24 protein-coding genes are annotated in these 26,617 nt (G+C 71.9%); 5 read left to right on the forward strand and 19 right to left on the reverse strand.

Annotated features, from left to right (window positions below):
* Positions 1–2 precede the first annotated feature (2 nt).
* Positions 3–983 (reverse strand): aspartate carbamoyltransferase catalytic subunit, encoded by a 981-nt coding sequence (locus ACFWVC_RS03750; protein ID WP_384276088.1) that lies wholly within the window; start codon positions 981–983, stop codon positions 3–5.
* A 121-nt stretch (positions 984–1,104) separates the two neighbouring features.
* Complete coding sequence (gene pyrR, locus ACFWVC_RS03755) at positions 1,105–1,686, reverse strand: bifunctional pyr operon transcriptional regulator/uracil phosphoribosyltransferase PyrR (protein ID WP_384276096.1); 582 nt, start codon at positions 1,684–1,686, stop codon at positions 1,105–1,107.
* A gap of 217 nt (positions 1,687–1,903) precedes the next feature.
* Here pyrR and ACFWVC_RS03760 point away from each other — a divergent pair, with 217 nt between their 5' ends.
* Positions 1,904–2,404 carry a transcriptional regulator gene (locus ACFWVC_RS03760; protein WP_360914905.1) on the forward strand — a complete coding sequence of 167 codons (501 nt, stop codon included), beginning with the start codon at positions 1,904–1,906 and terminating at the stop codon, positions 2,402–2,404.
* A gap of 154 nt (positions 2,405–2,558) precedes the next feature.
* Here ACFWVC_RS03760 and nusB read toward each other — a convergent pair whose 3' ends face one another.
* The 13 genes from nusB to ACFWVC_RS03825 all read right to left on the reverse strand — a co-directional run bounded on the left by nusB (position 2,559) and on the right by ACFWVC_RS03825 (position 15,294).
* On the reverse strand, positions 2,559–3,026 hold the full coding sequence (gene nusB, locus ACFWVC_RS03765; protein ID WP_384276109.1) for a transcription antitermination factor NusB: 468 nt from the start codon (positions 3,024–3,026) through the stop codon (positions 2,559–2,561).
* A gap of 2 nt (positions 3,027–3,028) precedes the next feature.
* Positions 3,029–3,595, reverse strand: a complete 567-nt coding sequence (efp, locus tag ACFWVC_RS03770) for an elongation factor P (RefSeq protein WP_384276117.1) — start codon at positions 3,593–3,595, stop codon at positions 3,029–3,031.
* A gap of 52 nt (positions 3,596–3,647) precedes the next feature.
* Positions 3,648–4,757 (reverse strand): aminopeptidase P family protein, encoded by a 1,110-nt coding sequence (locus tag ACFWVC_RS03775; protein WP_384276122.1) that lies wholly within the window; start codon positions 4,755–4,757, stop codon positions 3,648–3,650.
* Positions 4,758–4,815: 58 nt separating this feature from the next.
* Entirely contained in the window at positions 4,816–5,616 is an 801-nt protein-coding gene (locus ACFWVC_RS03780) for an AAA family ATPase (RefSeq protein WP_384276128.1), read from the reverse strand.
* A gap of 127 nt (positions 5,617–5,743) precedes the next feature.
* Positions 5,744–6,847 carry a 3-dehydroquinate synthase gene (gene aroB / locus ACFWVC_RS03785; RefSeq protein ID WP_384276134.1) on the reverse strand — a complete coding sequence of 368 codons (1,104 nt, stop codon included), beginning with the start codon at positions 6,845–6,847 and terminating at the stop codon, positions 5,744–5,746.
* Positions 6,844–7,359: a shikimate kinase gene (locus ACFWVC_RS03790; protein ID WP_384276141.1), complete on the reverse strand. Its 516-nt coding sequence runs from the start codon at positions 7,357–7,359 to the stop codon at positions 6,844–6,846. Before ACFWVC_RS03790 ends, aroB begins: the two co-directional genes overlap by 4 nt.
* A complete protein-coding gene (gene aroC / locus ACFWVC_RS03795; protein WP_384276146.1) occupies positions 7,356–8,540 on the reverse strand; it encodes a chorismate synthase in 1,185 nt (394 codons plus the stop codon). Before aroC ends, ACFWVC_RS03790 begins: the two co-directional genes overlap by 4 nt.
* 149 nt (positions 8,541–8,689) lie before the next feature.
* On the reverse strand, positions 8,690–9,526 hold the full coding sequence (locus ACFWVC_RS03800; RefSeq protein ID WP_384276153.1) for a shikimate dehydrogenase: 837 nt from the start codon (positions 9,524–9,526) through the stop codon (positions 8,690–8,692).
* A complete protein-coding gene (gene mltG, locus ACFWVC_RS03805) occupies positions 9,526–11,301 on the reverse strand; it encodes an endolytic transglycosylase MltG (protein WP_384276157.1) in 1,776 nt (591 codons plus the stop codon). Before mltG ends, ACFWVC_RS03800 begins: the two co-directional genes overlap by 1 nt.
* 131 nt (positions 11,302–11,432) lie before the next feature.
* Positions 11,433–11,897 (reverse strand): Holliday junction resolvase RuvX, encoded by a 465-nt coding sequence (gene ruvX, locus ACFWVC_RS03810; protein ID WP_384276161.1) that lies wholly within the window; start codon positions 11,895–11,897, stop codon positions 11,433–11,435.
* Between the two features lie 8 nt (positions 11,898–11,905).
* Positions 11,906–14,575 (reverse strand): alanine--tRNA ligase, encoded by a 2,670-nt coding sequence (gene alaS, locus ACFWVC_RS03815; RefSeq protein ID WP_384276164.1) that lies wholly within the window; start codon positions 14,573–14,575, stop codon positions 11,906–11,908.
* Entirely contained in the window at positions 14,575–14,865 is a 291-nt protein-coding gene (locus tag ACFWVC_RS03820) for a DUF6167 family protein (protein WP_384276167.1), read from the reverse strand. The genes alaS and ACFWVC_RS03820 overlap by 1 nt, the downstream gene beginning before the upstream one ends.
* A gap of 6 nt (positions 14,866–14,871) precedes the next feature.
* Complete coding sequence (locus tag ACFWVC_RS03825) at positions 14,872–15,294, reverse strand: DUF948 domain-containing protein (RefSeq protein WP_384276171.1); 423 nt, start codon at positions 15,292–15,294, stop codon at positions 14,872–14,874.
* A 138-nt stretch (positions 15,295–15,432) separates the two neighbouring features.
* Here ACFWVC_RS03825 and ACFWVC_RS03830 point away from each other — a divergent pair, with 138 nt between their 5' ends.
* On the forward strand, positions 15,433–17,625 hold the full coding sequence (locus ACFWVC_RS03830) for an ATP-binding protein (protein WP_384276174.1): 2,193 nt from the start codon (positions 15,433–15,435) through the stop codon (positions 17,623–17,625).
* 108 nt (positions 17,626–17,733) lie between these two features.
* On the opposite strand, the gene rpsD is transcribed toward ACFWVC_RS03830, so the two are convergent.
* Positions 17,734–18,345 (reverse strand): 30S ribosomal protein S4, encoded by a 612-nt coding sequence (rpsD, locus tag ACFWVC_RS03835; RefSeq protein ID WP_384276178.1) that lies wholly within the window; start codon positions 18,343–18,345, stop codon positions 17,734–17,736.
* Positions 18,346–18,544: 199 nt separating this feature from the next.
* Here rpsD and ACFWVC_RS03840 point away from each other — a divergent pair, with 199 nt between their 5' ends.
* On the forward strand, positions 18,545–19,264 hold the full coding sequence (locus ACFWVC_RS03840) for a DUF2470 domain-containing protein (protein WP_384276182.1): 720 nt from the start codon (positions 18,545–18,547) through the stop codon (positions 19,262–19,264).
* Positions 19,265–19,288: 24 nt separating this feature from the next.
* On the opposite strand, the gene ACFWVC_RS03845 is transcribed toward ACFWVC_RS03840, so the two are convergent.
* The 3 genes from ACFWVC_RS03845 to ACFWVC_RS03855 are packed head-to-tail and all read right to left on the reverse strand — an operon-like array spanning position 19,289 to position 23,174.
* Positions 19,289–20,638 (reverse strand): replication-associated recombination protein A, encoded by a 1,350-nt coding sequence (locus ACFWVC_RS03845; RefSeq protein WP_384276186.1) that lies wholly within the window; start codon positions 20,636–20,638, stop codon positions 19,289–19,291.
* Positions 20,639–20,674: 36 nt separating this feature from the next.
* Positions 20,675–21,322: a vitamin K epoxide reductase family protein gene (locus ACFWVC_RS03850; RefSeq protein ID WP_384276189.1), complete on the reverse strand. Its 648-nt coding sequence runs from the start codon at positions 21,320–21,322 to the stop codon at positions 20,675–20,677.
* A 46-nt stretch (positions 21,323–21,368) separates the two neighbouring features.
* On the reverse strand, positions 21,369–23,174 hold the full coding sequence (locus ACFWVC_RS03855) for a glycoside hydrolase family 15 protein (RefSeq protein WP_384276192.1): 1,806 nt from the start codon (positions 23,172–23,174) through the stop codon (positions 21,369–21,371).
* 107 nt (positions 23,175–23,281) lie between these two features.
* Between ACFWVC_RS03855 and ACFWVC_RS03860 the strand changes: the two genes are divergently transcribed.
* Together ACFWVC_RS03860 and ACFWVC_RS03865 are read left to right on the forward strand one after the other, a co-directional pair.
* Entirely contained in the window at positions 23,282–24,088 is an 807-nt protein-coding gene (locus tag ACFWVC_RS03860) for an SAM-dependent methyltransferase (protein ID WP_384276195.1), read from the forward strand.
* Positions 24,085–26,211 (forward strand): putative bifunctional diguanylate cyclase/phosphodiesterase, encoded by a 2,127-nt coding sequence (locus ACFWVC_RS03865; protein ID WP_384276198.1) that lies wholly within the window; start codon positions 24,085–24,087, stop codon positions 26,209–26,211. The genes ACFWVC_RS03860 and ACFWVC_RS03865 overlap by 4 nt, the downstream gene beginning before the upstream one ends.
* Positions 26,212–26,617: the final 406 nt, after the last annotated feature.

The raw sequence follows: 26,617 nt of genomic DNA on the forward strand, positions 1-26,617 counted from the left end.
GTTCACTTGCTCTCCTCAGCGGTGCGGGCGGGGGCGGGACCGGAGACGGCGGGCTCGGCGCCGCCGAGCAGCAGGTACAGGACGGCCATGCGGATGCTGACGCCGTTTTTGACCTGCTCGACGGCGGTGCAGCGCGGCGAGTCCGCGACCTCGGCGGTGATCTCCATGCCGCGGTTCATCGGTCCGGGGTGCATCACGATGGCGTGCTCCGGCAGGGCGGCCATCCGGATGCCGTCGAGGCCGTAGCGGCGCGAGTACTCGCGCTCGGTCGGGAAGAACGCGGCGTTCATGCGCTCGCGCTGGACGCGCAGCATCATGACGGCGTCGGTCTTGGCGAGCACCGCGTCCAGGTCGTACGAGACCTCGCAGGGCCAGTTCTCGACGCCAATCGGCAGCAGGGTGGGCGGCGCCACCAGGGTGACCTCGGCGCCCAGGGTGTTCAGCAGCAGCACATTGGAGCGCGCCACGCGGCTGTGCAGCACATCGCCGACGACGGTGACGCGCCGGCCCGCCAGGTCGCGGCCGAGGCCGGACAGATGGCGGCGCATGGTGAAGGCGTCCAGCAGCGCCTGGGTGGGGTGCTCATGGGTGCCGTCACCCGCGTTGACCACGCTGCCGCCGATCCAGTCGGAGTACGCGAGGCGGTGCGGGGCGCCGGACATGTGGTGGCGGATGACGACGGCGTCGGCGCCCATCGCCTCCAGGGTGAGCGCGGTGTCCTTCAGCGACTCGCCCTTGGAGACCGAGGACCCCTTGGCGGAGAAGTTGATGACGTCGGCCGACAGTCGCTTGGCGGCGGCCTCGAAGGAGATGCGGGTGCGGGTCGAGTCCTCGAAGAAGAGGTTGACGACCGTGCGGCCGCGCAGGGTGGGGAGCTTCTTGATGGGGCGGTCGGCGACGCGGGCCATCTCCTCGGCGGTGTCGAGCACGAGGAGGGCGTCGTCGCGGGTGAGGTCGGCCGCCGAGATCAGGTGGCGCTTCATCGGTCACTCCGGAGGATGCGTGCGGGGGCGGGCAGAGGGGCGGCACGCGGCGTCTCCCGGACGGCTCGTGCCGGGGGACGGGCGGGCATGGCTATGCCCCGGGATACGGGGCGGAGCCGCGCTACTCCTCCGCCGGGGAACCGTCGCGTACGCCGAGCAGGACGCAGTCGCGCCCGTCCTCCTCGGTCAGGTGGACCTTGACGGTCTCGCGCAGCGAGGTGGGGATGTTCTTGCCGACGTAGTCGGCACGGATGGGCAGCTCGCGGTGCCCGCGGTCGACGAGGACGGCCAGCTGCACCGCGCGCGGGCGGCCGATGTCGTTCAGCGCGTCGAGGGCGGCACGGATGGTGCGGCCGGAGAAGAGCACGTCGTCGACGAGGACGACCAGGCGGCGGTCCACGCCGTCGGCCGGGATCTCGGTGCGGGCGAGCGCGCGGGCCGGGCCGAGCCGCAGGTCGTCGCGGTACATGGTGATGTCGAGCGAGCCGACCGGGACCTTGCCGCCGGTGATGCCCTCGAGCTTGTCGGCGAGTCTGTGCGCCAGGTGGACGCCGCGGGTCGGAATGCCGAGGAGCACCACGTCGTCGGCGCCCTTGGCGCGTTCGACGATCTCGTGGGCGATGCGGGTCAGCACCCGCTCGATGTCCTGCGCCTCCAGCACGGGCCGGGACGGCACCGCTGAGGCCTCGCTGTGTGCGGCCATGGAAAATGGACCCCCTTCCCCGCCTCACAGGACGGGTCTTAAAGGACGCCAAAACGTACAGGACCACCGTACCAGCCCCGCTGACCTGCTCCGTCGCGGGTGACGCGCCGATGACCTCGCTCGTCCGGGGGACCGGTGTGGACCATTCGGCTTGACGGATTCCAATTACGCTGCGTAACCTCACAGTGAGTTACTGAGTTTCCGTCCGGGGAGCGTTATGTCCAGCGATTACGCCAAACAGCTCGGAGCGAAGCTCCGTGCCATCCGCACACAGCAGGGACTCTCCCTCCACGGCGTCGAGGAGAAGTCCCAGGGGCGCTGGAAGGCCGTCGTGGTCGGCTCGTACGAGCGTGGAGACCGCGCGGTGACGGTGCAGCGGCTCGCCGAGCTCGCCGACTTCTACGGCGTGCCGGTCCAGGAGCTCCTGCCCGGTTCCGCGCCCGGTGGTGCCGCCGAGCCGCCGCCGAAGCTCGTCCTCGATCTCGAGCGCCTCGGCCAGGTGCCGTCCGACAAGGCCGGCCCGCTGCAGAGGTACGCCGCCACGATCCAGAGCCAGCGCGGTGACTACAACGGCAAGGTGCTGTCGATCCGCCAGGACGACCTGCGCACCCTCGCCGTCATCTACGACCAGTCGCCCTCGGTCCTGACCGAGCAGCTCATCGGCTGGGGCGTCCTCGACGCGGACGCACGGCGCGCGGTGCAGCACGAGGAGGGCTGACACCCTCGGGAAGCAGAAACGTTCACGCCCCTGTGCGGTGGCCTTTCGGACACCGCGCGGGGGCGTTTGTGTTCCGCGCCGGACGGCGCCGGGGCGGGGCACACGACGGGCCCGGAACGCGTAGGCGTTCCGGGCCCGTGGGTCGCGGGGAGGCTCAGTCCTCGCGCAGGCCGTCCTCGCGGAGGCCCTCACGCAGATCCTCGCGCAGGCTCGGCTTGAGCTCCTTCAGGCGGGCCAGCAGGCCGTTCACGAACGAGGGCGAGTCGTCCGTGGAGAACTCCTTGGCCAGTTGCACGGCCTCGTCCAGGGCGACGGCGTCGGGGACGTCGTCCTCCCAGATCAGCTCGTAGGCGCCCAGACGCAGGATGTTGCGGTCGGCGACCGGCATCCGGTCGAGGGTCCAGCCCACGGCGTGCTTCGAGAGCAATTCGTCGATCCGCTTCGCCCGTTCGGCGTAGCCCTCGACGAGTTTCATCGTGTATTCGCTGACCGGCGGCTGCCGGTCGTCGGTGCGGGCGAGCCTGATCCAGTCCGCCATGGCGGACTTGGGGTCGACGCCCCGCTGCTCCGCCTCGAAGAGGATCTGGAAGGCACGCTTGCGGGCCTTGTTACGAGCGGCCACGGTTAGCTGGTCACCCGGCCGAGGTACTCACCCGTGCGGGTGTCGACCTTGATCTTCTCACCGGTGGTGATGAAGAGCGGGACGCCGATCTCGTAGCCGGTCTCCAGCTTGGCCGGCTTGGTGCCGCCGGTGGAGCGGTCGCCCTGGACGCCCGGCTCGGTGTACTCGATGACCAGCTCGACGGCGGCCGGGAGCTCGATGTACAGCGGCGCGCCCTCGTACATGGCGACGACGGCCTCGAAGCCCTCCAGGAGGAAGTGGGCGGCGTCGCCGACGACCTCGGGGGTGATGTAGATCTGGTCGTACGTGTCCATGTCCATGAACACGAAGCTCTCGCCGTCCTTGTAGGAGAACTGCATCCCGCGCTTGTCGACGTTGGCCGTCTCGACCTTCACGCCGGCGTTGAAGGTCTTGTCGACGACCTTGCCGGAGAGCACGTTCTTGAGCTTCGTACGGACGAAGGCGGGGCCCTTGCCGGGCTTGACGTGCTGGAACTCGACTACGGACCAGAGCTGGCCGGCGTCGAGCTTGAGCACGAGGCCGTTCTTGAGGTCGTTCGTGGTGGCCACGGTTGCGGATTCTCCTGCACTGCTGTTTAGGGGACCGAACAGCTGCCCACCGCTACAGGGCGAGCAGCTCCTTGGTCGTGATGGTGAGTAGCTCGGGCCCGCCGTCCGTCGGGGGACGCACGACGAGTGTGTCGTCGATCCGGACGCCGCCGCGGCCCGGGAGGTGGACCCCCGGTTCGACGGTGACCGGCACGCAAGCGTCCAGTTTACCCATGGCGCCCGGTGACAACCGAGGGTCCTCGCCGATCTCCAGTCCGACCCCGTGTCCCGTGCTCTCGCCCAGCACGTCGCCGTATCCGCCGGACTCCAGGACATGCCGGGCGGCATGGTCCACGTCGCGGCACGCGGCCCCTGGCAGCAGTGCCTCCCGGCCGGCCCGCTGGGCGGCGAAGACGAGGTCGTACAGCTCGATCTGCCAGTCGGCGGGGGACGTGCCGATGACGAAGGTGCGGCCCACCTCGCAGCGGTAGCCGCGGTAGCAGGCGCCCAGCCGCACGGTCAGGAAGTCGCCCTCCTCGACCCGCCGGTCGGTGGGCAGATGGCGCGAGGCGCCCGAGTGCGGTCCGGTGCCGACGCAGGTGGGGAAGGCGGCCCCGTCGGCGCCGTGGTCGATGAGGCGGCGTTCCAGCTCCAGCGCGAGATGGCGCTCGGTACGCCCCACCAGGATGGACTCCAGCAGCTCGCTGAGGGCCTGGTCGGCGATCTCGGCGGCGATGCGCAGAGCGGAGATCTCCTGCTCGTCCTTGACCAGCCGGAGTTGCTCCACGGCCGTCCCCAGGTCGGTCAGGCGGACACCGGGCGCGGCCGTGCCCATCGCCCGGTGGCGGGCCACGGTGAGGTGGTGCTCCTCCACGGCCACCGTCTCGGCCTTCCGCTCCGCGGCGAGGCTCGCGGCGACGACCGCGGGATCGGCGTCGGGGCTCGGCAGCACGACGGCGCGCACGTCGTCGGGGAGACGCCCTTCCGCGAGGTCGCCGGAGGGGTGGCGGCCGTGCACCAGGACGTCCTCGGGGCCGGGGGTGATGAGCAGCACCGTGCCGGGCGGGGAGCAGCCGGTCAGATAGCGGACGTTCGCGGGGCGGGAGACCAGCGCCGCCGCTGCTCCGGACGCCGCGCAACGGTCCCGCAGACGTTCCCTGCGGGCAGCGTGCACCTCGGACATGTGGTGAGCGTACGTCGGGTCCCGCCGCTCGGCCTGTCGAGCCGGGCCACCCGGCGGCCTACCAGGTGGGCGGGCCCTGGAGGCTGCGGGTGACGACGCTGTCGAGGGCGGCGGCCGCCGCGGAGACGTCCAGGTGCGAGTTGTCGATGATCGGCAGCCCGGACCCGTACCAACCGGCCATGCGGCCGTGGATGCGGGCGACCTCCTCGTCGGTCAGCCGCCGGTTTCCGGTGCGCTGCGCGTTGCGGGCCAGCACGACGTCGAGGCCGGGGAGCAGCACGACGGGCAGCAGGCCCGGGCCGACGTGGCGCTTCCAGCCGCCGAGGCCGACGACGGGGCGGTCGGGGAAGACGGCGTCGTCGATGATGCAGGAGATGCCGTTGGCCAGGAAGTTGCGGGCGGCGAAGCCGCAGGTGCGGCGGGCGAGACGGTACTGCGCCTCGGAGTGGTCGTTCCAGCCCGACTGGGGGTCGGCGAAGCCGGAACGGACCCATTCGCGCACGTCGTCCAGGCTGACATGGGCGGTGGGGACACCGCGGTGGTCGGCCCAGTGGCGGGCGATGGTGGTCTTGCCCGCTCCCGCCGCGCCGATGAGCAGGACGGCGACGGGGCCGTGCCCGGGACGCGGAAGGGGGGCGCCGGGGCCCGTACCGGGGTTCGCGCCGGAGGCGGCACCTGGGTCGGCGCCGGGCTGGTGGCTCTGCTGGGGCGGCGGTCCCGGGTGCTGGACGGGGGCACCGGGGGCCATCGGGAAGTGGCCGGTCGCCGCCGGGGGCTGCTGCGGCGGCGGCCCCGGCCGGCCGGCTGCCGGCTGTCCGCCGTGCGGCGGTGGCAGAGGCGCGCCCACGCCATGCTGCATCGCGGCCACTCCGTCCCGTACAAGTGCTTTCAGGTTCGACCGAACGGTATCGTCAACGGCCGTAGTTGTGTGAACGGCCGGGCACCCCGCGGGGTGCCCGGCCGTTCGGCGACCGCGATGCCGGTGGCTACTTGGAGATCTCCGCGTAGGCGGCGAGGAGCACCGCGGGGTCGGGTGCCTCCAGGACGGTGGGCTTGGCGAGGGCGTCCAGGACGATGAACCGGAGACGGTCGCCCCGGGACTTCTTGTCGACCTTCATGGTCTCCAGCAGCCGGGGCCACTGGTCCCCTCGGTAGGTCAGCGGCAGTCCCACCGACTCCAGCACCGTGCGGTGCCGGTCCGCGGTGGCGTCGTCCAGCCGCCCGGCGAGACGGCCGAGTTCGGCGGCGAAGACCATGCCGATGGAGACGGCCGCGCCATGCCTCCAGTCGTACCGCTCGTTCTTCTCGATGGCGTGCCCGAGGGTGTGGCCGTAGTTGAGGATCTCGCGCAGGCCCGACTCCTTGAGGTCGGCGGAGACCACCTCGGCCTTGACCCGGACGGCCCGCTCGATCAGCTCGGCGGTGTGGGCGCCGTCGGGGGTGCGGGCGGCGGCCGGGTCGCTCTCGATCAGGTCGAGGATGACCGGGTCGGCGATGAAGCCCGCCTTGATGATCTCCGCGAGGCCGCTGACGTAGTCGTTGACCGCGAGCGACTCCAGGGCGGCGAGGTCGCACAGCACGCCGGCCGGCGGATGGAACGCGCCGACGAGGTTCTTGCCCTCGGCGGTGTTGATGCCGGTCTTGCCGCCGACGGCGGCGTCGACCATGCCCAGCACGGTGGTCGGGACGGCGATCCAGCGCACGCCGCGCAGCCAGGTGGCGGCGACGAAGCCGGCCAGGTCGGTGGTGGCGCCGCCGCCGACGCCGACCACGACGTCCGTGCGGGTGAACCCGGACTGGCCGAGCGCCCGCCAGCAGTACGCGGCGACCTCGGCGGTCTTGGCCTCCTCCGCGTTCGGCACCTGGATGGCGACGGCCTCGTAGCCCTGCTCGGCCAGGTCGTCCCGGAGCGCCTCGCCGGTGGCGGAGAGCGCCTCCGGGTGGATCACGGCGACACGCGCCGCCTTGTCGCCGATCAGGCCGGGCAGCTCGCCGAGGAGCTGCCGGCCGATCAGGACCTCGTACGGCTCGGTACCCGCACTGCCCCCGACCGGGATGCGAACGGTGGCGTGGGCGGCGTGCTCGGTCATGCGGTCTTCAGCTCCAGTGCGTCCAGGACGGCGTCGGCAACGTCCTCGGGTGTGCGGTCCTCCGTGGTGACCACGGCGCGGGCGACCTCGGTGTACAGCGGGCGCCGGGCGTCCATCAGCTCCCGCCACTGCCGCCGCGGGTTGACGGCGAGCAGCGGCCGGGCGGCGTCGAGACCGACGCGCCTGACGGCCTCGGCGACGTCCATGTCGAGGAAGACCACGGGCAGCCCGGCCAGCAGGCGCCGGGTGTCCTCGCTGAGGATCGCGCCGCCGCCGAGCGCGAGCACACCGGGGTGCTCGGCCAGCGCGGCCCGCACCGCCCGGGCCTCCAGGGCCCGGAAGTGCTCCTCGCCGTCCTCCACGAAGATGTCCGAGATCGGCCGGCCCTCGGCCTCGACGATGTCGGCGTCGGTGTCCCGGCAGGTCACGCCGAGGCGTTCGGCCAGCAGTTCGCCGACGGTGGTCTTGCCCACGCCCATCGGCCCGACCAGCACGACGACCGGGGCGCTCACCGGATCGCCAGGTTGTCGAGGTAACCGCGCACATTGCGGCGGGTCTCGGTGACGCTGTCGCCGCCGAACTTCTCGGCCACCGCGTCGGCCAGCACCAGGGCGACCATCGCCTCGGCCACGATGCCCGCGGCCGGAACGGCGCAGACGTCGGAGCGCTGGTGGTGGGCCTGCGTGGCCTCGCCGGTGGTCACGTCCACGGTGGCCAGGGCGCGCGGCACGGTGGCGATGGGCTTCATCGCGGCGCGCACACGCAGCAGCTCACCGGTGGACAGGCCGCCCTCGGTGCCGCCGGAACGGCCGGAGGAGCGGCGGATGCCGTCGGCGGTGGCCAGGATCTCGTCGTGCGCCTTGGAGCCGGGCACGCGGGCGAGTTCGAAGCCGTCGCCGACCTCGACGCCCTTGATGGCCTGGATGCCCATGAGGGCGGCGGCGAGCCGGGCGTCGAGGCGGCGGTCCCAGTGGACGTGGCTGCCGAGACCGACCGGCACGCCGTACGCCAGCACCTCGACGACGCCGCCGAGCGTGTCACCGTCCTTGTGGGCCTGGTCGATCTCCGCGACCATCCGCTTGCTCGCGTCGGCGTCGAGGCAGCGCACGGGGTCGGCGTCGAGCTTCTCGACATCGGCCGGGGTGGGCAGGACGCCGTACGGAGCCTTGGCCGAGGCGAGCTCCACGACATGGGAGACGATCTCGATGCCGGCCGTCTCCTTGAGGTAGGAGCGGGCCACGGCGCCCAGCGCGACACGGGCCGCGGTCTCGCGGGCGGAGGCGCGCTCCAGGATCGGCCGGGCCTCGTCGAAGCCGTACTTCTGCATGCCGGCGAGGTCGGCGTGGCCGGGGCGCGGGCGGGTCAGCGGGGCGTTGCGGGCCAGTCCGGCGAGGATCTCCGGGTCGACCGGGTCGGCCGACATGACCTCCTCCCACTTGGGCCACTCGGTGTTCCCGACCATGACCGCGACCGGCGAGCCCATGGTCAGCCCGTGGCGCACGCCGCCGAGGAAGGTGACCTGGTCCTGCTCGAACTTCATACGGGCACCACGGCCATAGCCCAGCCGCCGCCGCGCGAGGTGGTCGGCCACCATGGCGGTGGTGATCGGCACACCGGAGGGCAGGCCCTCCAGCGTGGCGACGAGTGCGGGGCCGTGCGACTCCCCCGCGGTCAGCCAGCGCAACGTGCTCAAGGGTGCTCGCTCCTTCTCCAAGGGCCGGCCCGCACAGGGCGGGCCGGACCGGCCGTGCCTGCCTCGATCCTTTCACGTATCCGCGCGAGGGCGGAGCACCGTCCGCCGGGCGGACGCCGGGTGCGGAGGGTGCCGGAGGGTCCGGAGCCTCAGGAGCGGTGCAGCGCCGCCTCGCCCGCGGCGCGCATCGCCGCCAGGGGGGCGGGCCGGCGGCCGGTCATCAGCTCCACCTGGAGCACCGCCTGGTGCACCAGCAGGTCGAGCCCGCCGACGAGCGCTCCCCCACGGGCGGACCATGCGGCGGCCAGTGCCGTCGGCCAGGGGTCGTACAGCACGTCGAACAGCGTGCCCGGGACCGGCGGCACGGCCGCGGCGAGCGCGTCCGTGGTGCCGGCCGGGGTCGTGGAGACCACCAGGGGCGCGTCGAAAGCGCGGTGCGCGTCCTCCCATGCCGCCGTACGCACGGAAACGCCCAGCCGCTCGCCCCACTGCCGCATCTCGGCCGCGCGGGCGGTGCTGCGCACGTATGTGGTGACCTCGCCGTCGCAGATCTGCGCCAGCGCGGCCAGGGCGGAGGACGCGGTCGCGCCCGCACCGAGGACGGCGGCCGCCGGCACACGCCCCACCCCGCGCTCGCGCAGGGCCGCCACCATGCCGGGGATGTCGGTGTTGTCGCCGGTGCGGCGGCCGTCCTCGCCGAACACCAGCGTGTTGACGGCCTCCACCGACGCCGCCGTGTCGCTGATCCCGTCGAGCAGCGGGATCACCGCGCGCTTCAGCGGCATCGTCAGCGACAGACCGGCCCAGCGCCCGCCGCCCTGCTCCAGCCCCTCAAGGAAACCGGGCAGGGCCTCCTCACCGACCTCGAACCGCTCGTACGTCCAGTCGTCCAGCCCCAGCTCCGCGTAGGCGGCGCGGTGCAGCACGGGCGACAAGGAGTGGGCGATGGGCGATCCGAGCACCGCCGCCCGCCTGCCGTCGGTCATCAGCCGCCGTGCTCCCGCTGGTACTTGTTGAAGTCCTGCACGTTCTTGTCGTGCTCGGCCGCGCTGTTGGTGAAGCGCGTGTCACCGGGTTTGACCGTCACGAAGTACAGCCAGTTGCCCTTCGTCGGATGCAGCGCCGCCTCGATCGCCTGGTGCCCGGGGTTGCCGATCGGCCCCGGCGGCAGGCCCTTGTGGTTGTACGTGTTGTACGGCGACGGGTCCTTGGTGTCGGCCGTGGAGGTGTTGAGCGTGCTGCGGCCCTTGGCGTAGTTGATCGTCGAGTCGAAGCCCAGGAACATGTCCTGGTCGAGGCGGTTGTAGATGACCCGCGAGACCTTGCCGAACTCGTCGTCCTCCTTCGCCTCGGCCTGCACCAGGCTGGCGATGGTGATGACCTCGTGCGGCGTCATGCCGACCTTCTTCGCCTGCGCCTGCAGGTCGTCCTTCTCGTACTCCGCGGTCGCCTGCTTGACCATCTGCTTCAGCAGGTCCGCGGGCTTGGTGTCCTTGCCGATGCTGTAGCGGGAAGGGAAGAGGAATCCTTCCAGCGGATCCTTTATGTCGGCTCCGTCGTCCGCCCAGGAGGGCATGCCGAGCTTGTCGGGCTGGGACGAGGCGATCTTCTTGGTGGTGCCCTCCGACAGTCCCAGCTTGGCGTCGATGACCGAGTAGATCTGCGCGTCCCGCAGGCCCTCGGCGATGATCAGGACGTTCTGGGAACTGGGGTCGAGCATCATCTTGACGGCGTTGGCGGCGGACATCTCCTTGTGGAGGACGTACACGCCGGCCTGGATGAGCTTGCCCTTGGGGTTCTGGGTCGTGGCCGTGGTGAAGGCGTCGACGCTCTTGACCACGCCGGCCTTCTTGAGGGCGTTGCCGATCTCGATGCCGCTGGCGCCCTGCGGGATCTCGACCTGCACCTCTCCGGTGCCCTGGCCCGCGAAGTCGGGGGCCGGGCCGAAGTGCGTCTGGTAGTACGAGTAGCCGAAGTACGTCACGCCGGCCAGGCCGCCGCCGAGCACGACGAGCACGACGAGGCAGGCCATGCCGCTGCGGCGCTTCTTGCCGCCCTTGCCGGACTTGCCGCCGCGCCGGTCGCCGCGGCCGGAGGCGTGGTCGTCGTCGTCCTCGTCGTCGTCACCGCCGCCGGAGAAGAAGGCGTGGTCGTCGGCCGCCTCGGTCTCGTCGTCCCACTCGGGGCGGGACGGCTCCGGCTGGCGGCGCTGCGGTTGCGGGCGCTGGGGCTGCGGCTGCGGCCGCTGCGGGACCTGCTGCGGGGGCGCCTGCTCGTACCCCTGCGGGGCCTGCTGCTGCTCCTGGTACCGCTGGTCCGGCGGCTGCGGGGGCGGGTAGCCGTTCTGGCCGTAGTAGTCGGGCTGCGGCTGGCCGCCGTAGGGGTCGCCGCCGTAACCCGCCGGGGTGCCCCACGAGTCGTACTGCTGCTGCTGGGCGTCGTACGGGTACCGCGGCTGCTGACCGGTACCGCCATAGGGGTCCCAGCCACCCTGCTGCTGGTACGGCGCCTGCTGGGCCTGCGGGTGCTGTTGCTGCGGGTGTTGGGCTTGTGGGTGCTGGGCCTGCGGGTGCTGTTGCTGGGGGTACTGCTGTTGCTGCTGGGAATGCTGCTGCGGGTACTGCTGTTGCTGCTGCTGTTGCTGGGCGTACTGCTGCTGCTGAGGGTGCTGCGGCTGCTGCTGTTGTCCCCACTGGTCACCGAAGAGAGGGTCTTCGGGGTGCCATGCTTCGGAGCCTGAGCTCCGGCCATAGTCAGTCATCGATCCCCTACGGTTCGGTTCGCGAGGCGGCAACAGGCCGGCGCTTGTGACGCGGCCCAGGTCGGCCCACCCTGGGCACCTCGGCTCCGCCATGGAGCCGCTGTGTCGCGCGGAACGTTACCGTACCGCGATCAGATAAAAGGTTCGACGCTCTCCCCCGGAGCCTTCCCGGACACCCGTTCGGTCTCCAGCGCACTCTGCAGGATAACGACCGCGGCCGCCTGGTCGACGACGGAACGACCCTTCTTCGCCGTCACGCCCGAGGCGCGCAGCCCCTGGGTGGCGGTCACCGTGGTCATCCGCTCGTCCACCAGTCGCACCGGGACCGGCGAGATGATCTTAGCCATGTCCACGGCGAAGCCGCGTGCCTTTGCCGCGGCCGGCCCCTCCCGCCCGCTGAGCGAGCGGGGCAGGCCGACCAGCACCTCGATCGGCTCGTACTCCTCGACGATCTGCGCGATGCGCCGGCGCGCGGCCGGGACGTCCCGGCCGGGCACCGTTTCGACCGGTGTGGCGAGGACCCCGTCGGGGTCGCACGAGGCGACCCCGATGCGGGCGTCCCCGACGTCGATCGCGATCCTGCGACCCCTGCGCATGAGCGACATCAGGCCGTCTCGGCGACCAGACGCTGCACGGCGGCGACGGCGTCGCCGACGGCGTCGGCGTTCTGCCCGCCGCCCTGGGCGACGTCCGGCTTGCCGCCACCGCCGCCACCGAGGGTCTTGGCGGCGGTGCGAACGAGGTCGCCGGCCTTCAGGCCGCGCTCGCGGGCGGCCTCGTTCGTGGCGATCACCGTCAGGGGGCGGTCATTGGCCACGGTGAACAGCGCCACGACGGCCGGGCGGCCGCCGGTGATCCGCTGGCGGACGTCGAGGACGAGCTTGCGCAGGTCGTCGGCGCTCGTACCGTCCGGGACCTGGCCGGTCACCAGGGCGACGCCCTTGACGTCCTGGGCGGACTCGGCGAGCCCGGCGGCGGCCTGCAGGACCTTCTCGGCGCGGAAGCGCTCGATCTCCTTCTCGGCGTCCTTGAGCTTGGCGAGCATGCCGGAGATCTTCTCCGGGAGCTCCTCCGGGCGGCCCTTGACCAATTGCTGGAGCTGGGCGACGACCGTGTGCTCGCGGGCCAGGAAGTTGTACGCGTCCACGCCCACCAGGGCCTCGACACGGCGCACACCGGAACCGATCGAGGACTCGCCGAGCAGCTTCACCAGGCCCAGCTGGGCGGTGTTGTGGACGTGCGTGCCGCCGCACAGCTCCTTGGAGTAGTCGCCGATGGTCACGACGCGCACGCGCTCGCCGTACTTCTCGCCGAACTCGGCGATGGCGCCCGCCTTCTTGGCGTCGTCGATGCTCATGATCTCGGCGGTGACGTCGAGTTCGCGGGAGAGCACGGCGTTGATCTTCTGCTCGACGTCCGTCAGCACGCTGCCCGGCACGGCGGCCGGCGAGCCGAAGTCGAAGCGGAAGCGGCCCGGGGAGTTCTCCGAACCGGCCTGGGCGGCCGTGGGGCCGAGAGCGTCGCGCAGCGCCTGGTGCGTGAGGTGCGTGGCGCTGTGGGCGCGGGCGATGGCGCGGCGGCGGCCCAGGTCGATCCTGGCCAGCACGCCGGCCCCGACGGTGACCTCGCCGACCTGCACGGTGCCCTTGTGCGCGGTGACGCCCGGCACGGGCTGCTGCACGTCGCGGATCTCGATGACGGCGCCCGAGTCGGTGCGGAGGCGGCCGGTGTCGGCGAGCTGGCCGCCGCCCTCGGCGTAGAAGGGGGTGCGGTCGAGGATGACCTCGACATCGTCGCCCTCGTTGGCGGCGGGCGACGGCACACCGTCCACCAGCAGGCCGACGACGGTGGCCTCGCCCTCGTTGTCGGTGTAGCCCGTGAACACGGTGGTGCCGGCGGAGTCGGCGACGGAACGGTAGGCCGACAGGTCGGCATGGCCGCTCTTCTTCACCAGGGCGTCGGCCTTGGCGCGGTCCCGCTGCTCCTTCATCAGGCGGCGGAAGCCCTCCTCGTCCACCGACAGGCCCTGCTCGGAGGCCATTTCGAGGGTGAGGTCGATCGGGAAGCCCCAAGTGTCGTGGAGCAGGAACGCCTTGTCGCCGGGCAGCACGGCGGAGCCGGCGGCCTTGGTCTCGGTGACGGCCGTGTCGAGGATGTTGGTGCCGGCCTTCAGCGTCTTGAGGAAGGCGTTCTCCTCTGCGACGGCGACCGTCTCGATGCGCTTGCGGTCCTCAGACAGCTCCGGATATTGCTGCGCCATCGTCTTGATGACGGCGTCGACCAGGTCGAGGACGACCGGGTCGGTGGCGCCCAGCAGGCGCATGTTGCGGATGGCGCGGCGCATGATGCGGCGCAGCACATAGCCGCGGCCCTCGTTGCCGGGGGTCACGCCGTCGCCGATGAGCATGACGGACGTGCGCATGTGGTCGGCGACCACGCGCAGCGAGACGTCGGACTCGTGGGCGGCACCATAGGCGACGCCGGTGAGCTCGGTGGCCTTGTCGATGACGACGCGCAGGGTGTCGGTCTCGTACATGTTCTGCACGTCCTGCAGGATCATGGCGAGACGCTCGAGGCCGAGGCCGGTGTCGATGTTCTTGGCGGGCAGGTCGCCGAGGATCGGGAACTCCTCCTTGCCGGTGCCCTCCCCGCGCTCGTACTGCATGAAGACCAGGTTCCAGATCTCCACGTACCGCTCGTCGTTGACGGCCGGCCCGCCCTCGGCGCCGAACTCGGGACCGCGGTCGTAGTTGATCTCGGAGCAGGGACCGCAGGGGCCCGGGACGCCCATGGACCAGAAGTTGTCCTTCATGCCCAGGCGCTGGATGCGCTCGGCGGGCACGCCCACGACGTCGCGCCAGATCTGCTCGGCCTCGTCGTCGTCCTTGTAGACGGTGATCCACAGCCGCTCGGGGTCGAGACCGTAACCGCCGTCCGCCACGGAGCTGGTGAGCAGCTCCCAGGCGAGCTTGATGGCGCCTTCCTTGAAGTAGTCGCCGAACGAGAAGTTGCCGCACATCTGGAAGAACGTGCCGTGCCGCGTGGTCTTGCCGACCTCTTCGATGTCGGGCGTGCGGACGCACTTCTGCACGCTGGTCGCGCGCGGGAAGGGCGGCTTGACCTCACCCAGGAAGTAGGGCTTGAACGGGACCATGCCCGCGGGCACCAGAAGAAGGGTCGGGTCGTCGGCGATGAGCGACGCCGACGGCACGACGGTGTGCCCGCGCTCCTCGAAGAAGCGCAGCCAGCGGCGGCGGATTTCTGCCGACTCCATCAGTGATCGTCCTTCCGGTGGTGGTACGTGATCGCCGGCCGCTGGGCCAGCATGTCGAGTTCGGAGGCCGTGCGGCCCAGTTGATCGTTGAGCTGGTCCTCGCGCTCGGCCATGCCGGCGCGGACGTCCTGCGCGAAGGTCCGCAGCCGGCCCCCGGCCTCCAGGGCCTTGTCGGCCGCCTTCGCGGCGAGGCTCTCGGGGGTCAGGCTGCGAATCGTGCGGTGGACCTTGGTGGTGGCCCACACTCCGGCGGCGGCACCGGCGGTGAACCAGAAGGCACGGCGGAACATGGCAGGTCAGCCCCTCGACTTACGGCTGCGGGCGGACGGGAGCGTCCGGCCGAGGACCACGGTGCGCTTCTTGGCGGCGCCCTTGGTCTGGAGATTGACCGCGCGCCGCACGCCGTAGCCGAAGGCCGCGACCTTCACCAGGGGGCCACCGAACGTGGAGGCGACGGTCGTGGAGAGCGCGGAGGCGTTGGCGGTCACCTCGGCGACGTCGGAGGTGATGGTGTCCACGCGGGCCAGCTGCGCGTGCGCGGAGCGCACCGCCTGGGAGGCCTCGCCGAGCAGCGGCACGGCCCGGTCGGTCACCTCCGCGACCAGCCGGGTGGCCTGCCGGAGCGCCTGGGCGAGCCGCACCAGCGCCACGGCGAGGAACGACACGAGGATCGCCCAGAAGACCGCCACGATGAGGCCGGCCACCTCTCCACCGGACACGTTGCTGCTCCCTCGGATCGCCACGCCAACCAGGTAACGACCTTATCGTGACGGGCCCCGCACTCCGTACCGCATTGCCCCCCGGCGGCGCCGCTCCGACTGTACGTTCCGCTTATTTGACGATACCCTCCGTGACCCATGCGCCATGAGAGGACGCCCGGCAACCTGCCGGACGAGCTGAACCACTTCGTCGGCCGGCGGCGAGAGCTCGGCGAGGTCAACCGCCTGCTGGGCAAGGCCCGGCTGGTGACGCTGACGGGGGTCGGGGGGGTCGGCAAGACCCGTCTCGCGCTGCGCGCGGCGGCGTCGGCAGGGTCGGCAGGGTCGGCGGAGAGCTTCGGCGACGGCGCGTGGCTGGCGGAGCTCGGCGCGGTCCGCGATCCGGGACTGGTGGACCACGCGGTCGCCGCCGCCCTCGACCTGACCGACCACACGACGCGCGGCCCACGGGCCGCGCTCGTCGGTTTTCTGGCCGGCCGCGAGCTGCTGCTCGTCCTGGACTGCTGCGAGGGCCAGGTGGAGGCCGCGGCCGACCTCGCCGAGACGCTGCTGCGGCAGGCACCGGGCCTGCGGGTCCTGGCCACGAGCCGGCAGCCGCTCGGGGTGCCTGGCGAGCATGTGCTGTCCCTGGAACCGCTGGCCGATCCGCAGGAGGCGGTGGAGCTGTTCGAGGAACGGGCGGCCGCCGCGCAGCCGGGGTTCGCAGTGGACGCCGGCAACCGCGCCGAGGTCGAGGAACTGTGCCGGCGGCTGGACGGCATCCCGCTCGCGCTGGAACTGGCGGCGGGCCGGATGCGGGCGCTGTCGGTGCCGCAGATCACCGGACGGCTGGACGACCGGTTCCGGTTGCTGACCCGGCGCGGCTCCGGCGGCCCCGAGCGGCACCGCGCGCTGCGCACCGCGATCGGCTGGAGCCACGAGCTGTGCACCCCCCAGGAACGCCTGCTGTGGGCGCGGTTGTCGGTCTTCGCGGGCGACTTCGGCCTGGAGGCGGCGGAGTACGTGTGCGCTGGCGCGGAAGTGCCCGCCGAGGCCATGGTCGACCTGCTGGCGGACCTGGTGGACAAGTCGGTGGTGCTGCGCCGTGAGGCGGCGGGCGCGGTCCGCTACCTGCTGCTGGACACGGTGCGCGAGTACGGGCTCGGATGGCTGCGCGCGCTGGGCGAGGAGCGGCGGCTGCGGGGCCGGCACCGTGACTGGTACCTGGGCTTCGCCACCTGGGGCGAGATGGAGTGGTTCGGCGCCCGGCAGGCGGAGGTCTCTTCGAGCACCGAACGCGAACTGGCCAATCTGCGGGCCGCGCTGGAGTTCTCGCTGGAGGTCCCGGAGGAGTTCCGCACGGGTCAGTACCTCGCGGCGAGCCTGTGGTTCTTCTGGGTCGGCTGCGGCCGGCTCGCCGAGGGCCGCTACTGGCTGGAGCGGGCGCTGACGGCCGACCCCTCGCCGACCGGGCAGCGCGCCAAGGCGCTGTGGGTGTGCGGTTACGTCTCGATCCTGCAGGGGGACGGCACGGCGGCGCTCGGGATGCTCCACGAGTGCCGCGCTCAGGCGCTGGAGACCGGGAACGCGGCCGCGGTCGCGTACGCGGTGCACCGGATGGGCTGCGGGGCGCTGCTCAGCGACGACCTCCCGCGGGCGAAGGCGCTGTTCGAGGAGGCGCTGGGCCACTACCGGACGCTGGGCGAGCTCAACAGCAACGTCATCATGGCCGAGGTCGAACTCGCCATGGCGGTGGCCTTCCTGGGCGACCTGGAGGGCGGGATCGAGCTGTGCGAGCGCATTCGGGAGACCTGCGAGGACCACGGGGAGCGCTGGGCGCTGGCGTACGCGCTGTACACGCGGGCGGTCATCGCCTGGTGGCAGGAGGACCCGGCACTCGCCGCGGAGCTCGCGGCGGAGTCCGTCCGCATCAACCACGCCTTCCGCGACCTGGTCGGCATCGTGCTGGGCATCGAACTGCTGGCGTTACTGACGGCCTCGCACGACGCCCAGGAGGCGGCGGTCCTCCAAGGGGCCGCGGGCGGCATCTGGGACGCGGTGGGCCTGCCGGTCTTCGGTTCACGCTACTTCGGCATCCCGCACAGCCGCTGCGAGGAGCTCAGCCGCGCGGAGCTGGGCCGGGCGGGCTACGAACGGGCCTTCGCGGAGGGCGGCACCCTGGATCTGGACTCCGCCGTGGCCCGCGCTCTCGACGGGCGCCCGCCGGCGCTCGCGGGCAACCACCGACGCCCCCGGGGCCCGGCCCCGGTGGGGGATGCCGCCACGCCGGGCTCCCGGCCGGCCGGCGAGTGCCGTCGGAACGCGGCGCACCCGCGCTCCGCGCCGGACTGACGCAGTTCCGGCGGGCGGGGTGTCCGCCGGGAACGGCGAAGGCCCGCCGCGCACGGCCCCGAGGGGTCGTGGGCGGCGGGCCTTCGCAGGCCGTGCCGAGGGCGTGCGTCAGCGCGCGTAGTACTCGACGACGAGCTGCTCGTCGCAGATCACGGGGACCTCACGACGGTTCGGCAGACGGTCGAGGCGGAACGCCAGCGCCTGCAGGTTGACCTGCAGGTACTTCGGGGTCTCGCCCTCGCCGGCCCAGCCGCCCTCGCGGGCGACCGCGAACGGGGTCTTGGCGCGGGAGCGCTCGCGGACCATGACGACGTCGTCCGGGGTCACGCGGAAGGACGGCTTGTCGACCTTGTGGCCGTTGACCTCGATGTGGCCGTGGACGACCATCTGGCGGGCCTGGTAGATGGTGCGGGCCAGGCCGCTGCGCAGGACGAGGGCGTCCAGGCGGCGCTCGAGCTCGATGATCAGGGCCTCACCGGTCTTGCCGCTCACCTTGCGGGCGCGGTCGTAGGCGCGGGCCATCTGGCGCTCGGAGATGTCGTACTGCGCACGCAGGCGCTGCTTCTCCAGCAGTCGGACCTTGTAGTCACTGTTCTGCTTGCGGCCACGGCCGTGCTCGCCCGGCGGGTAGGGACGGGCCTCGAAGTACTTGACGGCCTTCGGCGTCAGGGCGATGCCGAGCGCACGCGACTTCTTGACCTTGGGACGCGACTGGTTCACGTTTCCCGGACCTCCATGTAAGTTAGGTTAGCCTTACCTTAGCGAAGGAGATCGTATGTCTCGCCCTGGGAACACCACGCGCATCACAGACAGTGCCAACGCCACACAGGGCGCCGTCGACGCCTCATCAGGCGCCGACTTGACGGAGGTCCGATCAGCTCATGGTCAGCCGCGTCCCAGCGGGCATGAAATCGTCCGGTTGCCGTCAGCAGCCGAACGCACACGAACTCTCGTACAGGGTACCGCCTCCGCGGTACTGGTCGTTCCAGGTGTTCCCGTGGACCGCCCGGAGTCGATGATCCCGCTGGAACGCCTCGTGGGAACCGACGGTGACCTGTTCCTGCTGTTCTCCGCGGATTCACCGGCGGTCCGGGCCGCCACCCACGCCGAGGCCGACGAGCTGACCGCTGTGCTGGAGATCACCGACGTGGCTCCCGTAGCGGTGCGCGGACGCATCCGCGGGCGGGCCTGGATCACGGGGTGGCTCACGGTTGCCCGCGAGCTGCCGGCCCCCGCCGGGCGGGTCCGGCTGCGCCTGGAGGTCGGCGGGGCGTCGCTGGACGACCTGTGGGGCGCGGGACAGGTCGAGCCCGACGACTTCGCCGCGGCCGAGGCCGACCCCCTGATCGCCCACGAGGCGGAACTGCTGCAGCACCTGGCCGCCGGGCACGCCGACCAGGTGGCCTGGCTGTGCGCCCTCGCCGGCGACGCGGGCGGGATCCACCGGGCGCCCACCCAGGCGGTGCCGCTGGCGCTCGACCGCTTCGGGCTGCGCGTGCGCTTCACCGGCGCGGAGAACACCTTCGACGCCCGCTTCGAGTTCCCCGAGCCGGTGCGCGGGCACCAGGAACTGCACCGGGCGATGCACGCGCTCTTCGACGCCGCCGAGGAGGCCGCCGCCAAGCGGCGGGCCCGCTGACCGGCCACCGCCCCGTCCACCCCGCTACTCCCCCGCGAGCCGTTCCCGGACCCGGTCCAGGACGTCGGCGTAGCGCGCCTCCGCGCCGTGGCGCGTGGGCTCGTAGTAGTGCGTGCCGTGGATCTCGTCCGGGGCGTACTGCTGGGCGGCGATGCCGCCGGGCAGGTCGTGCGGATAGAGGTAGCCCTTGCCGTGGCCGAGCTTGGCGGCGCCCTTGTAGTGGCTGTCGCGCAGATGCGCGGGGATCGGCCCGGTCTTGCCCGCCCGGACGTCCGTCAGCGCCGCGCCTATGGCCGTGGTCGCGGAGTTCGACTTGGGCGCGAGGGCCAGCGCGATGGTGGCGTGGCTGAGGGTCAGCGCCGCCTCGGGGAAGCCGATCATCGCCACCGCCTGGGCGGCGGCGACCGCCGTCTGCAGCGCGGTCGGGTCGGCGAGGCCGATGTCCTCGCTCGCCGAGATCATCAGCCGGCGCGCGATGAACCGCGGGTCCTCCCCCGCCTCGATCATGCGGGCCAGATAGTGCAGCGCGGCGTCCACGTCGGAGCCTCGGATGGACTTGATCAGGGCACTGGCCACGTCGTAGTGCTGGTCGCCGTCGCGGTCGTACCGCACCGCGGCGCGGTCGACGGACTCCTCCAGCGTGGCCAGCGAGATCTCCCGTTCGCCCTTGGCGAGGGCCGCGCCCGCGCCGGCCTCCAGCGCGGTCAGCGCCCTGCGCGCGTCGCCGCCCGCGATGCGCAACAGGTGACCCTCGGCCTCCTCGGACAGGGTGACCGCGCCCTTCAGGCCGCGCTCGTCCTCCAGGGCCCGCCGTACCAGGCCGCGCAGGTCGTCGTCGGTGAGGGACTCCAGGGTGAGCAGCAGCGACCGCGACAGCAGCGGGGAGATGATCGAGAAGTACGGGTTCTCCGTGGTCGCCGCGATCAGCGTGACCCAGCGGTTCTCGACGGCGGGCAGCAGGGAGTCCTGCTGCGCCTTGCTGAAGCGGTGGATCTCGTCGAGGAAGAGGACGGTGTCCCGGCCGTAGCCGCCGGACTCGCGCTTGGCGCTCTCGATGACCGCGCGGACCTCCTTGACGCCCGCGGTGATCGCCGAGAGCTCGACGAAGCGCTTGTTGGTGGCGTGGCTGACGACGTACGCGAGCGTCGTCTTGCCGATGCCGGGCGGCCCCCACAGGATCACCGAGGACGGCCCGGCCGGGCCGCCGCCGCCCTCGCCGACCAGCCGGCGCAGCGGTGAGCCGGGGCGGAGCAGATGCCCCTGCCCTACGACCTCGTCCAGGGTGCGCGGACGCATCCGTACCGCGAGGGGACTGCCTCCCGGCTCCCTCGACTGACGTTCCTCTGCGGCGGCGGTGAACAGGTCGGGCTCCACGGCAAGGAAGCCTATGTCACCGCACTGACAGCCCGGTCAGATCAGGGTGCTCCAGTACGACCACCAGCGGGTCAGGATCAGCAGGATGATCACGCCGTACCAGAGCACGGGGACGACCCAGTGGAACTCCAGCACGATGTTGCGCAGCGCCGCCGGCGCCGGGATGATCTCGTGCTTCAGATTGTGCACGAGGGTGTACCAGAACAGCGCGATCGTGACGACCCAGGCCAGCGAGCACCACAGGCACAGCGAGCCGATGTTGTAGAGCGACTGGTACTGCAGCCACGTGACGAAGCCGACACCGAAGAGCGTGCCGGCCTGCAGTCCGAGCCAGAACCAGCGCCGGTAGCGGGCCCCGGCGAGGATGCCCATGCCGATGCCGATGACCACCGGGTAGGCGACCATGCCGATCATCGGGTTGGGGAAGCCGAAGACGTGCGACTGGTCGCTCTTCATGATGTTGCCGCAGGAGATGATCGGGTTCAGGCTGCAGCCGGGGACGAAGTTCGGGTCCTCCAGCAGCTTGAACTTGTCGATCGTGATGACCCACGAGGCCAGCAGGCCCAGGGCACCGCAGACCACGAGCAGCCAGGTGAACGCCCTGCCTGCGCCGATGCGGTCATGGGCGGGCTCCTCCAGGTGCCCGCCGTCGGTGCGGGTCGTGTCAACCGCCGAAGTCACCATGTCGCCGTTCCGTAGGTCGGGTGTGTGCCGCACTGCCCAACGCGCGTCATGCGCGGGAAGTGCCGGGTTCCATGGTGCCGTGTCCCCCGTACGAGGGACAACGAGACAAAGTGAACGCCGTATTGACGAGCGCCACGTGGGTGAACGCCTGCGGAGTGTTACCGAGGTGCCGGGCGGCGAGCGGGTCCCACTCCTCCGGGAGCAGCCCGAGGTCGTTGGCGCTGGCCAGGACGCGCGCGAACAGTGCCCGGGCCTCGTCCTCGCGGCCGAGCGCGGCCAGGGCGTCGGCGAGCCAGAAGGAGCACGCGAGGAAGGCCCCCTCCGCTCCCGGGACGCCGTCGGGGCAGGTGTAGCGGCGGACGAAGCCGTGCAGGTCCAGCTCGTCGCGCACGGCCTCGACGGTGCGGGCCACCCGTGGGTCGTCGGGCGGCAGGAAGCCGGTCTTGACGATGAACAGCGTCGCCGCGTCGAGGGCCCGGCCGCCGTAGTGCTGGACGAAGACCCCGCGCCGCGCGTCGTAGCCGTTCGCGCAGACGTCGGCGTGGATGGCGTCGCGCAGCGCCCGCCAGCGCTCCACGGGCGCGGGCAGCCCGGTGGCCTCGGCCATGCGCACGGCCCGGTCGGCGGCGACCCAGGACATCACCTTGGAGTGGACGAAGTGCCGGCGACCGCCGCGCACCTCCCACAACCCCTCGTCCGGCTCGTGCCAGTGGCCCTCCAGGTGCGTCAGCAGCCTGCGCAGGAAGGCCCACACCTGGCGCTCCATGGGGATGCCGGCCCGCAACGCCAGGTGCAGGGTGTCGACCACCTCGCCGTACACGTCGAGCTGGAACTGCCCGACCGCCGCATTGCCGAGCCTGACCGGGCCGGAACCCTCGTAGCCGGGGAACCAGTCGGCGTGGGTCTCCGGCAGGTGGCGCTCCCCCGCCACGCCGTACAGGCTGCGCAGGTCGCCTGGATCGCCGGCGATCGCCCGCAGGAGCCACTGGCGCCAGGCCGCGGCCTCCTCGCGGAAGCCGCCGCGCAGCAGGGCGGACAGGGTCATGCTGGAGTCGCGCAGCCAGCAGAAGCGGTAGTCCCAGTTGCGCACACCGCCGATGCGCTCGGGCAGCGAGGTGGTGGGGGCGGCGACGATGCCCCCGGTGGGCTGGTAGGCCAGCGCCTTGAGGGTGATCAGCGAGCGCAGCACGGCGTCGGCGTGGTCGCCCTCGTAGCGGAATCCCGCGACCCAGTCCTGCCAGCGCTCGGCGGTGCTGCGCAGCGCGGCCTCCGGGTCGGTGCGGTGCGAGGTGCTCAGGTGCGAGGGCTGCCAGGTGAGCACGAAGGGCACGCGCCGCCCGGCCTCCACGGTGACGTCGGAGCGCGTGCAGCCGTCGGAGCCGTAGGTGTGTACACCCGGGCTCACCCGCAGCCAGGCGGAGTCGGGGCCGGCGACGGCGACACGGTGGTGGCCGGTGCGCCGCACCCAGGGCGCGGTGCGGCCGTAGTTGAAGCGCAGTCGCAGCTCGCTGCGCATGTCCACGGTGCCGCTGAGCCCCTCGACGATTCGGATGAGGTGGGGAGCGCGCCCGCGCTGAGGCATGAAGTCGATCACCTTGGCGGTGCCGCCGGGGGTGCGCCAGAACGTCTCCAGTACCAGCGTCCCGGCACGGTACGCGCGGCTCTCGCACTGGCCGCCCTCCACGGGGGCCAGCCGCCAGCTGCCGTGGCGGTCGTCGCCCAGGAGGGCGGCGAAGCAGCTCGGGGAGTCGAATCGGGGCAGGCACAGCCAGTCGACGGAACCGTCCCGGCCGACGAGCGCGGCCGTCTGGAGGTCGCCGATCAAGCCGTAGTCCTCGATGAGCCCACTCATGACGAACCCGGTGCACCGATCACTGCGAGAATGCGTACATATTAGACATTAGGGCTTTTAGGCTGATCCAGTGAGCCGGGCTTCCACCGGTTCGGGAGAGGTGCGCGATGCAGCGTCCTGAATGGGTACCGGCCGGGACCGATGTGGAGACCCCCAACGCGGCCCGCGTCTACGACTACTACCTGGGCGGGTCGCACAATTTCGCGGCCGACCGCGAGATGGCGCGCGAGGCATTGGCGCTCTGGCCCGATCTCCCGGAGATCATGCGCGCCAACCGCGCCTTCCTGCGCCGCTCGGTGCAGTACGTCGCCACCCAGGGTGTGAGCCGCTTCATCGACATCGGATCCGGCATCCCGACCTACGGCGCCGTGCACGAGGTGGCGCGCCCGGTCCGGCCCGACACGCGTGTGGTGTACGTCGACGACGACCCGATCGCCGTGGCGCACAGCCGGCTGATGCTGAAGGACGACCCGCGGTGCGCGATGGTGGCCGCCGACATGACCGACCCCGTCGACCTGCTGTCCCGGCCCGAGATCGAGGAGCTGCTGCGACCGGGGGAACCGGTCGCCGTGCTGCTGGTCGCCGTCCTGCACTTCGTCCCGGACACCGCCGCACCGGCCAAGATCGTGGCCACGCTGCGGGACGCCATGCCTCCCGGCAGCTACCTCGTGCTCTCGCACGCCTCGCAGGACTCCCGGCCCGAGAAGGCCGGGCCCCTGGAGGCCCTGTACGCGCGGACCGCGACCCCGCTGACGATGCGCACCCGGGAGCAGGTGGCGACCTTCTTCGAGGGTTACGAGCTCGTGGAGCCCGGCATCGTGTGGCTGACCGAGTGGCACCCGGACGACCCGGAGTCCGTCGGCCCGCACCCGGAGCGGCTGTCGGGCCTGACCGGGGTGGGGATACGGCCGTGACGGAGCCGCTGACCCCCGTGGGCACCCGCGGCTTCACCGAGGGCTGGTACCGGCTGCTCCGCTCCGTCCAGGGGCCGGCCCTGCCGCCGCCGACGCTGGCCCAGGTGGCCGGCCGTACGGCGGAACTGCTGCGCCGTGCGCTGGCGGGGACCGCCGCGGACACCCCGCTGGCCGCGGAGGCCGCGGTCCTGCTGGTCGACGCCCACTTCACCGATCCCGAGATCCTCGCGCACGCCGTCGCGCTGCTGCACACGCAAAAGGCCGCCCCGGGCCGCGTGGCGGCCGTCTCCGGCGCGTTCGCCGCCGGCTGGGCGGCGGCCCTGCGCGAGCGGACGCTGCGCGAGCAGGAGGCCATCCAGCGCGCCGCGTTCGATGCCCGCGAGGAGGCCGAGCGGGCCTGGCGCGCCTCGGAGGCCCGGTTCCGCGCCCTGTTCGAGCACGCCGCCATCGGCATCGGCATGGCCGATGTGAACGGGACGATCCTGCAGGTCAACCGGGCCTTGCGGGAGCTGTTCGGGGCCCGGTCGGAGGACCTGCGGGGCCGCCGGGTGACCGATCTGGTGCATCCGGAGGACGCGCCGGGGGTGTGGGAGGCGTACGAGGACCTGGTGCGGGGGCGGCGGGACCGGTTCGCGTGCGACAAGCCGTACTACCGGCGCGACGGCGAGGTGGTCTGGACGCACCTGACGGTCTCGCTGATCCGCGGCGAGAACGGCGAGCCGCGCTACCAGGTGGCGATGGTGGAGGACATCACCGACCGGTACCGCCTGCAGGAGCGGCTGCGTCACCAGGCGACCCACGACCCGCTCACCGGGCTGCCGAACCGGGCGGCCTTCTTCGAGCGGCTGGAGGCCCTGTTCGAGGATCCGCAGCCGGACGCCCGCTTCGGCCTGTGCTACGTCGACCTGGACGGCTTCAAGGTCGTCAACGACAGCCTGGGCCACGAGACCGGGGACCGGCTGCTGACGGCCGTGGCCGAGCGCCTGGACTCCGCGCTCACCCCGCTGGGGCACCTGGTGGCCCGGCTCGGCGGCGACGAGTTCGTGGTGCTGCTGGAGCACTGCCGGGGCGAGGAGGAGGCGGTGGCCGTCGCCAAGCTCGTCCTGAAGACCCTCGCCAGGCCGTTCCTGATAGCCGGTCACAAGCTGGCCATCGGCGCCAGCGTGGGCGTACTCGCGGGCACCGTGGCGGCGACCACACCGGGCGCCGCGGTGCGGGCGGCCGACCTGACGCTGTATCGCTCGAAGGAGTCCGGGCGGGGCCGGTGGACGCTGTTCGACCCGACGCAGAACGCGCGCGCGGTGAGTCGCTACGCGATCTCCGTACGGCTGCCGGTGGCGCTGGACCGCGGTGAGTTCTTCGTGGACTACCAGCCGCTGTGCGCGCTCTCCGACGGGAGCCTGGCCGCGGTCGAGGCGCTGGTGCGCTGGCGCCACCCGCAGTTCGGGGTGCTGGGCCCGGACGAGTTCGTGGCGACGGCCGAGGAGACCGGCCTGATCATGCCGCTGGGACGGTGGATCCTGGAGCGGGCGATCGGTCAGGCCGCGGAGTGGGTGCGCCGGTTCGGGGACGCGGCACCGCAGATCAACGTCAATCTGGCGGTGCGTCAGGCGCGCAACCCGGGGCTGGTGAACGACATCACGCGCATCCTGGACAGCAGTGGTCTCGACCCCCGGTGGCTGCAGCTGGAGATCACCGAGAGTGCGGTCATCGGTCCCGAGGACGAGTCGCTGCGGGCGCTGCAGGCGCTCGCAGACGCGGGAGTGTCGCTGGCGGTGGACGACTTCGGCACCGGCTGGTCGAACCTGGCCTATCTGCGAAACCTCCCGGTGTCCGGGCTGAAGATCGCGGGCGCCTTCGTGTCGGACACCCACGAGGACGGGTCGGAGGAGCCGCTGGGCTGGCGGATCGTCGGCGGGCTGGTGTCGCTGGCGCATGCGCTGGGTCTGACCGTCACCGCGGAGGGCGTGGAGACCGCGCAGCACGCGCGGTGGCTGCGCTCGCTGGGCTGCGACTGGGGGCAGGGGTGGTACTTCGGCCGGCCCGTGACGCCGCAGGAGATCGCCCGCAGAATCACCGAAGGTCACGCTGCGCACCCGGCAGGCAAAGGCGAGGCAAAGTAAGAGCCAAAATCTTGACTCTGCGTAAGGACCGCGGCAAGGATGAAGGTCACACGGCAATTAGTCCGGATCGCCGCGGTTCGCCGTATTTCACGGCACCTGACCGTGGTTCACGAGGATTCCGGTGGTCCCGGTGATTGCCCCGCCCTGTGGTCGACGCTCCGGCGTCCTGGATCGAACGCACCGCCCACTTCCGTCATGGACCCCCCTCATGACACCAGACCCCGTCACCGGCACCTCCGCGCGGACCGCCCGCCTCGCGGGACTTCCCGCCGGAAGACCCGGGCCCAGCGAACGACGGTTCCCGGCACTCGCCAGGGCACCTGGCAAGGCACTTCCCCGACCGGGCGGACGCCCCGGCGCCAGCCGGGCACCGCTCGTGGCGGGGAAGCGATGAGCGGCGCCGACC

Source organism: Streptomyces sp. NPDC058691, assembly GCF_042714775.1.
GTDB lineage: Bacteria > Actinomycetota > Actinomycetes > Streptomycetales > Streptomycetaceae > Actinacidiphila.

Bases quoted from the DNA above. Each gene is read 5' to 3' on its own strand.
- ACFWVC_RS03750 (WP_384276088.1), bottom strand. From the start codon at position 983: ATGAAGCGCCACCTGATCTCGGCGGCCGACCTCACCCGCGACGACGCC.
- ACFWVC_RS03820 (WP_384276167.1), bottom strand. From the start codon at position 14,865: ATGTTCCGCCGTGCCTTCTGGTTCACCGCCGGTGCCGCCGCCGGAGTG.
- pyrR (WP_384276096.1), bottom strand. From the start codon at position 1,686: ATGGCCGCACACAGCGAGGCCTCAGCGGTGCCGTCCCGGCCCGTGCTG.
- ACFWVC_RS03850 (WP_384276189.1), bottom strand. From the start codon at position 21,322: ATGGTGACTTCGGCGGTTGACACGACCCGCACCGACGGCGGGCACCTG.
- alaS (WP_384276164.1), bottom strand. From the start codon at position 14,575: ATGGAGTCGGCAGAAATCCGCCGCCGCTGGCTGCGCTTCTTCGAGGAG.
- ACFWVC_RS03855 (WP_384276192.1), bottom strand. From the start codon at position 23,174: ATGAGTGGGCTCATCGAGGACTACGGCTTGATCGGCGACCTCCAGACG.
- mltG (WP_384276157.1), bottom strand. From the start codon at position 11,301: ATGACTGACTATGGCCGGAGCTCAGGCTCCGAAGCATGGCACCCCGAA.
- ruvX (WP_384276161.1), bottom strand. From the start codon at position 11,897: ATGCGCAGGGGTCGCAGGATCGCGATCGACGTCGGGGACGCCCGCATC.
- ACFWVC_RS03775 (WP_384276122.1), bottom strand. From the start codon at position 4,757: ATGTCCGAGGTGCACGCTGCCCGCAGGGAACGTCTGCGGGACCGTTGC.
- ACFWVC_RS03780 (WP_384276128.1), bottom strand. From the start codon at position 5,616: ATGCAGCATGGCGTGGGCGCGCCTCTGCCACCGCCGCACGGCGGACAG.
- ACFWVC_RS03830 (WP_384276174.1), top strand. From the start codon at position 15,433: ATGCGCCATGAGAGGACGCCCGGCAACCTGCCGGACGAGCTGAACCAC.
- aroB (WP_384276134.1), bottom strand. From the start codon at position 6,847: ATGACCGAGCACGCCGCCCACGCCACCGTTCGCATCCCGGTCGGGGGC.
- ACFWVC_RS03760 (WP_360914905.1), top strand. From the start codon at position 1,904: ATGTCCAGCGATTACGCCAAACAGCTCGGAGCGAAGCTCCGTGCCATC.
- ACFWVC_RS03800 (WP_384276153.1), bottom strand. From the start codon at position 9,526: ATGACCGACGGCAGGCGGGCGGCGGTGCTCGGATCGCCCATCGCCCAC.
- ACFWVC_RS03860 (WP_384276195.1), top strand. From the start codon at position 23,282: ATGCAGCGTCCTGAATGGGTACCGGCCGGGACCGATGTGGAGACCCCC.